Here is a 14,828-nt window from a genome sequence, read left to right as displayed (position 1 = left end):
CTCTAAATTACCCCTCTTTTTTTGGTAGTAACATGTCCATCAACTCCCGTAGCGACTCTGAGCTGCTAGCGCTTCTGCGCGAAAGCGACCCCGCGGCTTTTCGGGAGCTGTATGAGCGCTACTGGTACGGACTGTACAGCAAAGCCGCCCGGAAAATTGGCCGGAAAGACATTGCCGAAGAAATGGCCCAGCAGGTATTTGCGGTACTTTGGCAAAAGCGCGGGGTACTTTACATCGAGAATTTGGGCGCTTACCTCCACGTTTCGCTCAAAAACCTGATCGTGGATTACATTCGGAAGAATATTCAGGAAGAAAACTACCTCCAGCACTTAAAGACCTTCCTGCCGCCATCGTATTTTTCTACGGCGGCCCAGGACGTGCAGTACCACGACCTCACCGATAACCTGCACCGGGTACTGGGCCAGCTACCCGAAAAAACGCAGCAGGTGTTTATTCTGAGTCGGTTTGAGCAACTCACCATCCCCGAAATAGCCCGGGATCTCTCGCTTTCCGAAAAGGCCATCGAGTACCACCTCTCGCGGGCACTTTCCTTTCTGCGCCTGCATCTGCGCGAATTCATCGCCCTCTTTTTACTGCTGCGGCTCTAAGAAAGTACCTTTCTCAATTATTTGTAAAAAATACCTTATCCCACCTTAGGGTAATTTCCGTTCTGTCCGTCATGCCGGGAAACTACCCTCGGCCCTCATGGATGCATACAAGGATTTGCTAAAAAAATACCTGGAAGGTACCTGCACCGACCAGGAAAAAGCCTTGCTGGATGACTGGTACCGCTCGCTGGAAGCGGGCCTGCCGCCCGCCGACTCCGAAACCGAGCAAGCAGCGCTCATCCGCCAGAAATGGCAGGCGTTGGTTCAGGAAAACGAGCTGTTGGCGGATTTCCCTTCGCCCGCGCCCCTTCGCCCCTGGTGGTACCGCTCGCCCACGCGCTGGGCCGCCGCGGCGGTAGTGCTGCTGGGTGTAGGCATGGGTTGGTTTTGGCTACGAAGCCCTTCGGCCTTCAGTACCCTGCCCGTGGCTTTACAGCCCTGGCTACCAAGTACCGACTCGCTACGGGAAGAAACCAACGCCACGAACGACAACGCCCAAATCGTCTTGAGCGATGGAAGTACCGTCACGCTGGCCCCCCGCAGCCATATCCGCTATGCCGACTCATTCGGACAAACCGAGCGGAAAGTATACCTGACGGGAGAAGCTTTTTTTGAGGTCACAAAAAATCCCGACAAACCGTTCTTCGTCTACGCCAACGACGTAGTGACGAAGGTACTGGGGACGAGCTTTCGGGTCAACGCCCGGGAAAAGGGCGGCAAGGTAGTGGTGACGGTAAAAACGGGAAAAGTGACGGTTTTTTCCAACGAGCTCCTAACCAACAACCTCCGCAACCAGGACCCGGAAACCACCGGCGTGGTACTTACGCCCAACCAACAGGTAGTCTACCTCAGTCAGGAAAAAAGACTGATAAAGTCGCTGATCGACAAGCCGGATATACTCATTCCTGAGGAAAGGCTCCGCATGTTCACCTTCGAAAACGCGCCCATCTCTGAGCTCTTTGAAGCCATCGAAATTGCCTACGGCGTGGATATTGTGTACGACGAAGAGCTCATGAAAAATTGCTCCATCACCACCTCCCTGGACGGTGAAAGCCTGCACAACATTCTGGAGATCCTGAGTAAGCTGATGAACGCCAGCTACAAAACCATTGATGCCCAGATCGTTTTCCAGGGCCAGGGCTGCTAGGCGGTTAGTACATCCCCTTCAATCTAAATACCTCATTTGCAACTTAAAACGCTTAAAAACCCCCAGTGTATGAAAAAACAACTAAAACAAAAGTACTTCCCCAGCCTGCTGCATATTTCGATGTATCAGCTGCTGATGGCGGTGCTATTCGTAGGAATAACCCAGGCCGAAAAGGTAAAGGGGCAAAATGTGCTGGAAACAAAAATCAGCCTTAGCCTGGAAAACAAAGAGATCCGAACGGCCCTGTCGATGGTGGAGAAAATGGCCCGCGTAAAATTTTCGTACCTACCCCAGCAGATCCAGGCCCAGCGCAAGGTGACGGTAAAACTCACCGACCTACCCCTTTCTCAGGCCATCGAGCAGCTGCTGAGCCCGCTCAAAATAAGCTACGAGGTGATCGGCGAGCGGCAAATCCTGCTCAAAGGCGAGCCTACTTTCAGGTCGGAAACGAGCCTGCCGCCAGATCGGCTGCACAGCTCGGCAGACCAGGCCATTTCGGGTACCGTCACGGACAAGGAAAGCGGCGGACCTTTGCCGGGAGTAAGTATCTTGGTAAAAGGAAAAACCATAGGAACTACCAGCGATGGCGACGGTAGGTACTCGCTCAATGCACCCGACGACGCCACGGCGCTGGTATTCTCGTACGTAGGGTACGTATCGGAAGAAGTGGTGATTGGCAATCGCTCGGTCATTGACGTAGCGCTGGGAGCCGACACCCGGAGTTTGAATGAGGTAGTCGTGACGGCCCTGGGCATCAAGCGTGACAAAAAGGCGCTCACCTTTGCCACCGGCGAGCTGAAAGGAACCGACTTTGCCAATGCCCGCGAAACCAACCTGGCCTCGGCGCTCTCGGCCAAGGTAGCCGGGGTGCAGGTCACGAGCTCGGCGGGCGGAATGGCCGGGGCGTCGCGGGTGATCATCCGGGGCAATTCGTCCCTATCGGGTAACTCGCAGCCTCTGTACGTCATCGACGGCGTACCGATCGACAACTCCAACCGCCGCAGCCTCGGCTCGCAGACGTTTGCCACGGGCGTAGACGGCGGGGACGGTATTTCGAACATCAACCCCAACGACATCGAGTCGGTGACGGTACTGAAAGGCCCCAACGGAGCCGCCCTCTACGGGCAGCTCGGTGCCAACGGGGTTATTATTATTACGACCAAATCAGGTACCCGCAACCGCAGGCCAACTGTACAGTACAACGGCAGCTATTCGGTAGGAACCGCTCTGGTGAAGCCCGACTACCAAAATGAGTACGGCCAGGGCTTCAACGGGCAGTATACTTTTTACCGCCAGGCCAATGGCTCGGTAGTACCTTACAGCGCCGCTTTAACCGGAGGAATCCCGAAGCTGAGTGCCGGACGTAACCCCACGACCCGCGGTAGCTGGGGCCCCCGCATGGAAGGACAGCTCGTCGAGGATATGTGGGGCGATACGGTGCGGTATTCGCCCATTGCCGATCCCTACAAGGAGTTTTTCCAGCCCGAAAGACTCGCCATCAACACCGTGAGCGTGGACGGCGGCGGTGACAAAACGACCTATTATTTCTCGTTGACGAACCTGAAAAATCAGGGTTTTCAGCCAACCAACACCATGAGCCGCAACTCGGCCACGCTGAAAATTTCTACGGACATTGCCAAGGGGCTGAACCTGGACGTAAAAGCCAACTACATCCGCCAGGACGTGAACAACCGGCCCTACCTCGGCGACGACGGACAAAACCCCGTTTACCGCTTTTTGTACATTCCCCGCAGCCTGAGCATGGAGGGACTTAAACGCTACACCTATACGCCAAAGGATATTCAGTACTCGCGCGACCTGGGCGGCAATGGTTTTTTTGTGGGCGGAGAAAAAATATTTGAAAGTAACTCCGTAACCTCCAATCCGTTTTGGACCATCAATAACAACCACAACGAAGACCAACGCGACCGCATCATTGCCTACGCCAAGCTAAACTACCAGCTCACCAAAGGCATTTCCATCCAGGGACGCTACGGCACCGACTTCTACTACGAGCGCCAGTACGGCTGGAACGCCGTTGGTACGCGCGTTGCGCAAACGGGTAATGTTTTTGAAAACACCGTTTACAACAAAGTGGAAAACGCCGACCTGCTCCTGACTGCCTCGCACGACATCGGCGACTTTTCGATCTTTGCTAATGCCGGAGCCAACCACCAGTCCAACCGCTACCGGATCATGGGCAATGCAGGCTCGCAACTGAGCATACCCGGCCTGTACGCCGTCGGAAGGACGATCCTGAATAATGCTACGCTGGGCGTGTCGGAGTATGACATCAATTCGGTGTTTGCGGCCGCCAACGTGGGCTATAAAAACGTGGCTTTTCTGGACGTAACCGCCCGCAACGATTGGTCATCTACCCTGCCCGTACAAAACAACTCCTTCTTTTATCCTTCGATTGGGGGTAGTTTGATCCTGACCGACGCCCTGAATCTCAAGAGCTCGTTCCTGGATTACGCCAAAGTACGGGCCTCGTGGGCGCAGGCGGGCCGCTCGGGTGATCCCTACAATACCATCGGGTACTTTGGGCTCAATGCCAATACCTTCCAGAACCAGCCGCTCGCTTCGTATACCAGCGTCATTACCGACCCTAATCTCAAAAACGAGCTCAAGACTTCCTACGAAGCCGGGGCCGAGCTGCGGTTTCTCAAAAACCGCCTCCTCGTCGATTTTACCTACTACCATTCCGTCACCAGCAACCAGATCCTGCCCATCACCATTGCGGAGTCTACCGGCTACAGTACCAAGCTCACCAACGCGGGCAAACTCCAGAACCACGGCATCGAGCTGCTGCTGTCGGGCACGCCCGTGCAGCTAGCCAATGGCTTCAAGTGGGAAACGAGCTTCAACCTGGCCGCCAACCGCAACAAGGTACTTGAGCTCATCGATGGCGTATCGGAAATCCTGGTGGGCTCCGACCGCAACGTCCGCATTACGGCCGTACCCGGTAAACCGTACGGCGTGGTGAACGCCGCCGACTACGCCTACCTCCGCGACGAAAACGGCAACCGCCTGATCGACGCCAACGGGCTCCCCATTGTGCGGTCGGTACCTACGCTCGAGCTGGGCAACGCCAATCCCAACTGGACCGGCGGCTTTGCCAATAACTTTTCGTACAAAGGATTATCGTTCAGCTCCCTGATCGACATTCGCCGGGGTGGGATCATCTTCTCGCAGGGGCGCGTGCAGGAAGCCGCCTACGGTACTTCCAAGCGTACCCTGGAAGGGCGCGAAGGCGGCCTGTTGGTGGAAGGCGTGAAGGCGCGCCAGGAGGGCAATACCTGGGTAAGCACCGGCCAGCCCAACGACGTCACCACCACCGCCCAAGCTTTCTGGAACCGCGTAGCCTCCGACAAAGGCTTTGCCGTGGCCGAGGAGTTTATCTACGACGCCAGCTACGTGGCCATTCGGGAGCTCCGCCTAGCCTACCAGTTGCCCGCTTCCTTATTTGAAAAAACCAAATTCATTCGCGCAGCCTCTCTGGCCGTGTACGGACGAAACCTAGGGTACCTGGAGCGCCATACGGATGGCTTCTCGCCAGAAAATTCTTCAGTCAACGTGAACACCGGTACGATGGGCATGGAAGGCCATTCGTTGCCCATGATGCGTAACATCGGTATCGATTTCAACCTCAGTTTTTAAGTACCCTACAAGCTTTATACGAATCATGAAAAAAAATACCTTTTACCGACTGATCGCCGCGGCCTGTCTGACGCTGGGCCTGGTAGCCTGCACCGAAGGGTTTGAAGAGCTCAATATTTCACCTACGCAACCCGCTACGGTACCCGCCGAGTACGTACTTTCCAACGTGCAGCTGAACGCCCTGCTCACCGAAGGGACCAACTGGTGGCAGGTGGGCTCCTGGGTGCAGCAGTGGGCCAGTGGCTCGCTGTCGGCGCCGTCGCAGTACCAGGAAGACCGCGACATTTACGAAACCCGCAACTGGGCCGCCCACTACGGGTACATCAACAACCTGGCCCAGATCCGCAACCGCCTGCTGAAGGGCCAGGAAGAAAGTCCCAACGGCCGCACCAAACTGGCCATTGCCCGGATCAACGAGATCTACATCTGGCAGCGCATGACCGACTTCTGGGGCGACATCCCCTACTCCGAGTCGGCGCTGCCCGAAGCGGAGATTATCCTTACGCCCAAGTACGATCTGCAACAGGATATTTATAAATCGCTGCTGACTGAGCTGGACGCCGCCATGAGCAAGCTGAACGCCAGCGATATATCCTACGGCAACGCCGACCTGGTCTATAAAGGCAACGTAGTCGCCTGGCGGAAATTCGGCAATATGCTCAAACTACGCATGGGCTTCCGCCTGCGCTACGCCGACGAAGCCCTGGCCCGCAAAACCGTGGAAGAGGCCCTGGCCGGACCGATCTTCGTGAGCAATGCCGACAACGCCGCCATGCCTACCAACCCGCAGGACGGCTTTGCGCTGGGGTATCACCCTACCATAGGAGGCTACAACGGCAGCAAGGAGCTAAACCAGCTGGCCGAGCCTTTCATAAGTACCCTTTTGGCCAAGAAAGATCCGCGCCTGCCTAGGATCGCCGAGCCAACCGAAAACTCCAAAAAGGCCGGTACGCCCCTCTACCGCGGACTGGGCGTAGCGCTGGGCCAGAACGTGACGATCAACCGCGACGACTACTCGTACGGCACCATTTCCATCTACAACGACCGCAAAACGACCTTCCCGTACCTGTTCATGGCCTACTCCGACCTGTGCTTTTACCGGGCCGAAGCGGCGCTGCTGGGCTGGGCCGGGCTTACCCCCGCGCAGGCCGAAGGCTTCTATCAGGAAGGCATCCGGGCGGCCATGCAAACGCAGCCCTACAACATCCCCGCCGACCAGATCACCGCTTACCTGGCTACCGAAGGGAAGCTGGCGGGCTCGGCGGAGCAGCAGCTGGAGCAAATCATGACCCAGAAGTGGATCAGCCTCTTCATGCGCCACTACGAAGCCTACGCCGAATGGCGGCGCACGGGGTACCCCAAGCTCACGCCGGGCCCCAACAAGGGCGTCACCAACGGGCAGATTCCGCGCCGGGCGGTGTACTCGGGCAGCGAGCGCTTCCGCAATCCGGATGAGTACACGACTGCCTCGCAACGCCTGCCCAACGGCGACACCTACCTGAGCCGGGTATGGTGGGATAAGCGCTGATGCCTCCGTTTTCCCTCCTTTTTCAAAACTCCGACCCCAGCGCTGGCGGTCGGAGTTTTTTTTTGCCTTGACTTACCGGCTTTCGTAAAAAGAGGAGTTGATTTTTGAAAAAAATATTTTTTACTGCGCCTACGGAACACCTTTTTTAACGTTCTTGTACCAATTGCCAAAGTACCTGCTTGTAGAAGTATATTCACCCCAGGAAACCATAAAGTACCTTTTTATGCCCGATTCCGACGAGACATTCAAGCCTGATTGGACCACCCTTCCTCCGCCAAGTACCCCGGCCGGAGGGGAGAATCCCGCCGAGAAAAACTCCCGGCCAAACGGCCAAAAAAACATCCCGACGGAAGAGGTACCTTCAGTGGAAGGTACCCGGCGAAGACTCGATTTCCTGCAAAGTACCCTTCAGAAGTACCCCGCTTTTCTGGCGGGCACGGCGCGTTTTTCGGAGCCAAGTACCCTGGAAGGGAACATCGAAAACTACATCGGAATGGCCCAGGTACCTACGGGGATCATTGGTCCGCTGCGCGTGATTGGCAACGACGCCCAGGGCGATTTCTACGTACCGCTCGCCACCACCGAAGGCGCACTCGTAGCCTCCTACCAGCGGGGCGCCAAGGCCTGCTCGCTGGCCGGTGGGGTTACGTCGGTCTGCCTGGCGGAAGGCGTACAGCGGTCGCCGTTATTTAAGTTCAACGACCTGAGGTACCTGATGGAATTTCTGGCCTGGGCGCTGGGGCAGGTAGGTACTTTTGAAGAAATCACCCGCCAGCAAAGTCGCTACGCCCGGCTGGAAAGCGTCAAGACCAACATCGAGGGCAACCACCTTATCCTTACCTTTGAGTACCATACCGGCGACGCCGCCGGCCAAAACATGGTGACGCTCTGTACCGACGCCATTTGTCAGTACATCCTGGCCGAAGCTCCCGTCAAGCCCGAGTTCTGGTTTATTGAGGGAAATTACTCCGGCGACAAGAAAGCCACAGCGTTGTCGTTCAGCAACGTACGGGGCAAAAAGGTAACGGCCGAAATAGAACTACCGCAGGTACTGGTAAGCGATCTTTTGAAAACAACCCCCGAAGCCATAGCCCAGTACTGGCGTTCCTCCACGCTAGGAACTATCCAGAGTGGGGCCATCGGCGCGCAGGGGCACTACGCCAACGGGCTCGCGGCGCTCTTCATCGCCACCGGACAAGACGTAACCTGCGTGTCGGAGGCGGCGGTGGGCATCACGCGCATGGAGGTCACGCACGACGGAAACCTGTACGCCAGCGTGACGCTCCCCAACCTCATCGTGGGTACCGTGGGCGGGGGTACTTCGCTGCCCACCCAACGCGAGTGCCTGGAGCTGCTCGACTGCTACGGCGCGGGCAAAGCCAAAAAGCTGGCCGAAATCTGCGGGGCCACGGTGCTGGCGGGAGAGCTCTCCATCGCGGCCGCGCTGTCGGCGGGTCATTTTACGTCCGCCCACCAAAAATACGGCCGAAAAAAATGAGCAGATCCGCCCATCTATCCAACGAATTTAGCCGGATCGAAGAAAATCAGGCTCCTTTTTTAAAACGACTTTATATATACCAAAAGGAGCGTTTCCCGCTCCTGGGCCACGGCCTGCTGGTGCTGGCTTTTAGCTTCTCGGCGGTTTCCTACTCCCGCATTTGTCGCGGCGTGGAAGGCTTCATCGACGGCACTACCTTTGCGGTGGGAGCCATCACCACGGTGTCGCTCTTCCTGCTGGTGCGCATTGCCGACGAATTCAAGGACGCCGCCGATGACGCCCGCTTCCGCCCCGAGCTTCCCGTCCCCCGCGGCCTGGTTTCGTTTCGGGAGCTAGGTACCCTGGCCGTGGGCGCGGTGGTGCTTCAGGTGGCGCTGAATGCGCTTTTCTTTCCTAAAATGCTGGTGTTGTACCTGGTTGTGGTCACGTACCTGGGGCTGATGACCAAGGAATTTTTTGTGGCCGCGTGGCTCAAAAAGCACCAGTTCTGGTACGTGACCTCGCACATGTTCATCATTCCGCTGGTGGACGTCTACGCCAGCGGGCTCGACTGGTACCTGGAGGGCGCGGCCGCTCCCGTGGGGTTGCTGTTCTTTTTTGGGGTATCGTACCTCAACGGCATCGTGCTGGAGATTGGCCGGAAGATCCGCGCGCCGGAGCAGGAGGCTGAGGGGGTACTTACCTATACCGCCATGCTGGGCGGCCGGCGCGCGGTGGTACTTTGGCTGGGCGTGCTGCTGCTCACGCTGGTCATGAGCATCCTGGCTTCCTACTTTGCGGGCTACGGCAAAACGGGCTTCGTGGTGCTGGGGGTACTTTTCTCGCTTTGCTCTTGGCCAGCAGTACTCTTTTTGCAGCAGCGCAGCCCCAAGCGCGCCCGCCTCATCGAGGCCGCCTCGGCGCTTTGGACCATCGCCATGTACCTCACCCTGGGCGGCGGCCCCATGCTCACCAAACTTCTCTTTGACTGATGTCGAACGTCCTCCACACCGACCCCAACCCGACAGGTACCCTGGGCGGCAAGGCCAAAAATCTGTTTCGTTTGCAGGAAATGGGCCTGCGCGTACCGCCGTTTGCCGTGCTTCCGGTGGAGGTACTTGAGGCGCTCGTTCCGCAGGAGATCCGAGCGGGCGATGCCGGGCAGATCCGCGCGTTTATCGCCCAAAGTACCCTTCCCGCCGAATGGGTGACCGAAATCCTCGCCCACTTTCCCGAAGCCAGGTACCTGGCCGTGCGCTCCTCTGCGCCCGACGAAGACGGCACTACCTTTTCCTTCGCGGGGCAATTTGAAAGCTACCTCTACGTACCGCCCTCGTCCCTGGCCGACCGCATCCGGGACGTTTGGGCGTCGGCTTTCTCGGAACGGGTAGCGGCCTACAGAAAGCATCACCAGGCGGCGGGCGCGTTTGGTATGGCGGTGATTTTGCAGGAAATGATCGACGCCGAGGTAGCGGGTGTGGCTTTTGGGGCCAATATCGCCAACGGCCGTCGGGACGAAAAACTCATCAGCGCCGTGTTTGGGCTGGGCGAAGGGCTGGTGTCGGGCGAATTGAACGCCGATCATTTTACGGTACGAAACGGAGAAATTGTCAGTCAATTGGCCCACAAAACGCATCAGGTGGTGTTGAACCCTGATTCGTCGGGGGGTACTTGCCAAGTACCCCTGGAGCCCCACCGGCACGATGCCCCCACGCTGACGCCCGAGCAAATCCGGCAGATCGCCGACGCGCTGGAGGTACTTGCGCGGGAATGGGGCAGCCCGCAGGACATTGAGTTTGCGATTAAAAACAATACCCTCTTTTTATTACAAACCCGGCCCATCACGGGCCTGCCCGCCGCTCCGGACGTATCCACGCCGGAAAGCGAGGGGTCATCCCGCGAATCCGGGTCAGGGGAGTATACCCTTTGGGACAACAGCAACATCATTGAGTCGTATCCGGGCGTCACGACGCCGCTCACGTTTTCGTTTATTCGTCAATCCTACGAGGTAGCCTACTCGCTGTTTAGCCAGTACCTGGGCGTGAGCGAGCGCGTGGTGAAAGAAAACCAGGCGGTGTTTGCCAATACGCTGGGGCTCATCAACGGCCGCGTGTACTACAACCTCAAAACCTGGTACCACATGCTGGCCATGCTGCCGGGCTACAGCCTCAACGCCCGCTTCATGGAAAACATGATGGGCGTCAAGGAGCGCTTCGACATTCCGGACAACTACCGCCTGTCGAAAGGACAAGCCGGGTGGCGTATTTTGAAAATGGCCGTACGGATGTACGCCAGGTACCTTTCGCTGCCGCGCAAGCGCCGCGAGTTCATGGCGCTTTTGGAAAAAACCATCACGCACTACAAGGGCCTTGACTACCCCGCGAAAAGCGCCCACGAGCTCATGCAGCTCTACCGGCACTTTGAAGGTACCCTGCTCAACGAGTGGAAAGCCCCGCTGCTCAACGACTTCTTTGCCATGATCTGGTTTGGGCGGTTGCAGAAGCAGTGCGAAAAGTACCTCCCCCAATTCCCCAACATCCACAACGACCTGCTCTGCGGCAGCAGCGACATTATTTCGGTGCAGCCCATCCACCGCACGGGGGCTCTGGCGTCGCAAATCCTGGCCGACGACGAGCTCAAGGATTTATTTATCACCGGAGCACCAAGTACCCTTTGGCAGCGGCTTCAGGAAAGTACGGCGCCCAACTACCTTTCACTCAAAAAGTCCATTGACCAGTACCTGGCCGACTTCGGCGAACGTTGTGTGGGAGAACTTAAGCTCGAAACGGTGTCGTACGCGCACGATCCTACCCAATTTATCCAGATCCTGAAAACCTATGTAGAAACGGGCCTCACTACCGAGCGCTTCTCGGCGCGGGCCGAAAGCCAGATCCGGCAGCAGGCCGAGCAGCAGCTGGAGCAGGCGCTGCGCGGCCGTCCCTACGTCCGCTGGCAGCTCAAAAGTACCCTCCGGAAAGCCCGGGAGCTGGTCAGCGCCCGCGAGAATCTTCGCTACGAGCGCACCCGCGCCTTCGGCATCGTGCGGGAGTTGTTCACGTATATGGGCCGGCGGTTTGAGGCTGAGGGCCTTCTGGACGACGACCGCGCTATTTTCTACCTGACCCAGGACGAGATTTTTGCGCTGATCGAAGGTACTTCCGTGACCCAAAACGCCCGCGCGCTGGTGGCCCTGCGCCAGGCCGAATTTGAAAAGTACCACCAACAAGACCCGCCCCCGGAGCGCTTTGCTACCTACGGCCCGGTGTACCAATCCACCGATTTTGAGGCAAATCGTCAAGATGAACCTCAAGCGGGAGAAGGTACGTTGAAGGGAATCGGGTGCTCGCCCGGAAAAGTACGGGCGCGGGCGCGGGTGGTGCTCCACCCCGGCGAGGTACCTTCGCTAAACGGCGACATACTCGTCACTACCAGCACCGATCCGGGCTGGGTGATGCTCTTCCCGAGCGCCTCGGGCATCATTGTGGAGCGCGGGAGCCTGCTTAGCCACTCGGCCATCGTGTCGCGCGAGATGGGCAAGCCCTGCATCGTGGGCGTGACGGGCCTTTTGAAAACCATAAAAACCGGAGACGAACTAGAAATGGACGGCAGCACAGGGCACATTCGTATCATTCAGCCAGAGTCATGAGCCACGATTTGACCCAACGGGTACTTTTTGACCAGATCCGCTACGCCAACTGCTGGGAAGACGCCGACCTGCTGCTGGCCGGGCTCGCCCCCGCGCCGGGCAGTACCATTTTGTCGGTAGGCTCGGCGGGCGACAACAGCTTTTCGCTCCTAAGTACCCAGCCCGCGCGGGTAGTGGCCGTGGACATCAGCGCCTTGCAGCTCTACCTCATCGAGCTCAAAAAAGCCAGTATTCAAACGCTCAGCCGCGCGCAAACGCTGGAATTTTTGGGTTTTACGGAAAGTACCCGGCGCGAGGAGTACTTTCAGGCCATCAAAACCGCGCTAAGTACCCCCGCCCGGCAGTACTGGGAAAACAACCGGCCGCTCCTCCGGGGCGGCGTGATTCACCAGGGAAAGTTTGAAAGGTACTTTCAGCTCTTTGCCCACAAACTACTGCCCTGGATTCATTCGGGCCGCACTATCGACGAACTCCTGCGCCCCAAAAGTGAGGCCGAGCAGGCTACCTACTACGCCAGCCGCTGGGATACCTGGCGCTGGAAGCTGCTGTTTCGGCTCTTCTTCAGCCGGTACGTCATGGGCAAGTACGGCCGCGACCCGGAGTTTTTGAGAGAAGTAAAAGTACCCGTGGCAAAGACCATCTACGCTAAAGCCGCCCGGCACTTGCAGTCGGCGGCGGCCCAGACCAACCCCATGCTGCGCTATGCGCTTACGGGTAGTTTTGGTACTTTAGTGCCCCACTACCTCCGGCCCGAAAACTACGATGCTATTAAAGCCAACTTGGACCGGCTGGTGCTGAAACAAGGATTTGCCCAGGAGGCCATCGCCGAGTTCGGTCCGTTTGGGTACCTCAATCTGTCGAATATTTTTGAGTACATGGATCAAAGGCAGTTTATGGATACCGCGCAGCAGCTTCTGGAAGGTACCTTACCGGGCGGTAAGCTGGCCTACTGGAACCTGCTCGTGCCCCGGCACATCGCCCCCGCCCGGCCCGAAAGCGCCAGGTACCTGGCCGCGCTTTCCAGTACCCTCACCGCGCGCGACAACGGTTTTTTTTATCAACAATTCATCGTCGATCAACGCAAATGATCCCGGATCTTGGCGCTATACTGCTCCTGACGCTTTGTTTTCTGACCCTCTTCGGCCTGGCCGAGGTACTTTATCACTGGCTTCGGGTACCCGCCGAGCTCACCCGAAAAATCGTGCACCTGGGTACGGGCGTGCTCACGCTGCTGTTTCCGCTCTGGCTGGATAGCCACTGGTCGGTGCTGGTACTTTGCGTTGGTTTTTTGCTGCTGCTGCTGGCCAGCCTGAAGTACCGTTTTCTGCCTTCGATCAACGCCGTCGGGCGCGCTTCGCTGGGAAGTACCCTGTACCCGGTGGCCGTATACGGCTGCTACCTGGCCTACCACCACGCGGAGCGGGGCCTGCTGGTATTTTACCTACCCATGCTCATTCTGGCGGTCTGCGATCCGCTGGCGGCGCTGGTGGGCAAGCGCTGGCCGTGGGGGCAGTACGGCCCGGCGAGGAGTCCCAAAACGCTGACGGGCTCCGGGGCTTTTTTCTTGGCGACCTTTTTATTAACCGGCCTTCTGCTGTACCTGATGCCTTTCCCATCGGAGCTAGGCACTTCCTTTGTGCTGGTGCTGGCCGCGCTGGCTACGGGCGCCGAGGCCGTGGGCCTAAAAGGTACCGACAACCTCACCGTACCGCTCAGCGTGCTACTAACCCTCCTTTTTTATTCATGATTGAAATACTAGAAACACGGCCCGGTCAGCCGGATTTTCCGCTTTTTCGCGATTTCCCCAAAGAAATCTACCCGCCCGACAGCCCCTACTTCCACCTACCCGAAACCCTGCCGGAGGCGTTTTTGGCGGGCTGCTACCTGCTCGTGGAGCGGGGGCAGGTACGGGCGCGCGCGGCTTTGTACCACAACCCGCAGTTGCTTTATCAAAACCAAAAAACCTGCTGCGTGGGCCAGTACGAAGCCACGCCGGAGGTACCTCACGGCAGGCAGCTCCTGGAGCATATCGCCGCCGAAGCGCGCGCCCTGGGGGCGGCGTTTCTGCTCGGTCCCATGAACGGAAGTACCTGGGAAACCTACCGTTTCAGCCTTCACCACCGCTATCCGCCGTTTTTTCTGGAGCCCTACCACCACCTCTACTACCACGCGCACTTCGCGCAGGCGGGCTTGGGGGCCATCGGGCGCTACGTGAGCCACAAAGATACGACCCTGCGGTTCGACCACCCGGAGGTACTGGCCCGCGACCGGGCGCTGAGCGCGCAGGGCGTCGTGATCCGGCCCATCGACCTGCTTCGCTACGAGCAGGAGCTGGTGCGAATCCACGCCTTTACGGCCCTGGCTTTCCAGAAAAACTTCCTTTATACGCCCATTGACCAGGATGCGTTTGTTCAAAAGTACCTCCCGGCCCGGCCGTTCGTGCATCCGCAATGTACCTTACTGGCCGAAGATGCGGCGCAAAACCTGATCGGCTACTTTTTTTGCCTGGACGACGTCTGGAACCAAACCGAAAAATCGTTGATCGTGAAAACCCTCGCGCGCCATCCGGCCGAGCGGTGGCGGGGCCTGGGGCGCGTCATTGGCAACCGCATTTACCAAATCGCCACCGGCCTGGGCTACCAGAGCATCATTCACCCGTTTATCTTCGAGCAAGGTACCTCCACCACGCTATCGAGTCATTTTTCGGGGCAGTCGTACAAGGAATACATTTTGTACGGAAAGTACCTGCACTAAAAGTACCC

10 protein-coding genes are annotated in these 14,828 nt (G+C 57.9%); all 10 read left to right on the top strand.

Features of this window, described 5'->3' with window-relative positions; all coding sequences use genetic code 11:
* The first annotated feature begins 32 nt into the window (after positions 1 to 32).
* Complete coding sequence (locus HNQ92_RS02165; protein ID WP_184170229.1) at positions 33 to 608, top strand: RNA polymerase sigma factor; 576 nt, start codon at positions 33 to 35, stop codon at positions 606 to 608.
* Positions 609 to 705: 97 nt separating this feature from the next.
* On the top strand, positions 706 to 1,755 hold the full coding sequence (locus tag HNQ92_RS02160; RefSeq protein WP_184170226.1) for a FecR family protein: 1,050 nt from the start codon (positions 706 to 708) through the stop codon (positions 1,753 to 1,755).
* 69 nt (positions 1,756 to 1,824) lie between these two features.
* Positions 1,825 to 5,415: a SusC/RagA family TonB-linked outer membrane protein gene (locus HNQ92_RS02155; protein ID WP_184170223.1), complete on the top strand. Its 3,591-nt coding sequence runs from the start codon at positions 1,825 to 1,827 to the stop codon at positions 5,413 to 5,415.
* A gap of 25 nt (positions 5,416 to 5,440) precedes the next feature.
* Entirely contained in the window at positions 5,441 to 6,943 is a 1,503-nt protein-coding gene (locus HNQ92_RS02150) for a SusD/RagB family nutrient-binding outer membrane lipoprotein (RefSeq protein WP_184170219.1), read from the top strand.
* Positions 6,944 to 7,166: 223 nt separating this feature from the next.
* The gene (locus tag HNQ92_RS02145) at positions 7,167 to 8,441 is read left to right on the top strand and encodes a hydroxymethylglutaryl-CoA reductase (protein ID WP_184170216.1); all 1,275 of its coding nucleotides are present in this window, start codon (positions 7,167 to 7,169) and stop codon (positions 8,439 to 8,441) included.
* Entirely contained in the window at positions 8,438 to 9,412 is a 975-nt protein-coding gene (locus HNQ92_RS02140) for a UbiA family prenyltransferase (protein WP_184170213.1), read from the top strand. The genes HNQ92_RS02145 and HNQ92_RS02140 overlap by 4 nt, the downstream gene beginning before the upstream one ends.
* A complete protein-coding gene (locus tag HNQ92_RS02135) occupies positions 9,412 to 12,066 on the top strand; it encodes a PEP/pyruvate-binding domain-containing protein (protein ID WP_184170210.1) in 2,655 nt (884 codons plus the stop codon). The genes HNQ92_RS02140 and HNQ92_RS02135 overlap by 1 nt, the downstream gene beginning before the upstream one ends.
* Complete coding sequence (locus HNQ92_RS02130; RefSeq protein WP_184170207.1) at positions 12,063 to 13,154, top strand: DUF3419 family protein; 1,092 nt, start codon at positions 12,063 to 12,065, stop codon at positions 13,152 to 13,154. Before HNQ92_RS02135 ends, HNQ92_RS02130 begins: the two co-directional genes overlap by 4 nt.
* The gene (locus tag HNQ92_RS02125; protein ID WP_184170204.1) at positions 13,151 to 13,813 is read left to right on the top strand and encodes a diacylglycerol/polyprenol kinase family protein; all 663 of its coding nucleotides are present in this window, start codon (positions 13,151 to 13,153) and stop codon (positions 13,811 to 13,813) included. The genes HNQ92_RS02130 and HNQ92_RS02125 overlap by 4 nt, the downstream gene beginning before the upstream one ends.
* The gene (locus HNQ92_RS02120) at positions 13,810 to 14,820 is read left to right on the top strand and encodes a hypothetical protein (protein WP_184170201.1); all 1,011 of its coding nucleotides are present in this window, start codon (positions 13,810 to 13,812) and stop codon (positions 14,818 to 14,820) included. The genes HNQ92_RS02125 and HNQ92_RS02120 overlap by 4 nt, the downstream gene beginning before the upstream one ends.
* Positions 14,821 to 14,828: the final 8 nt, after the last annotated feature.

This window comes from Rhabdobacter roseus (assembly GCF_014202275.1).
Classification (GTDB): domain Bacteria; phylum Bacteroidota; class Bacteroidia; order Cytophagales; family Spirosomataceae; genus Rhabdobacter; species Rhabdobacter roseus.
Note: the sequence above shows the minus strand (reverse complement) of the source record. Positions and strands in the feature narration are given on the sequence as shown.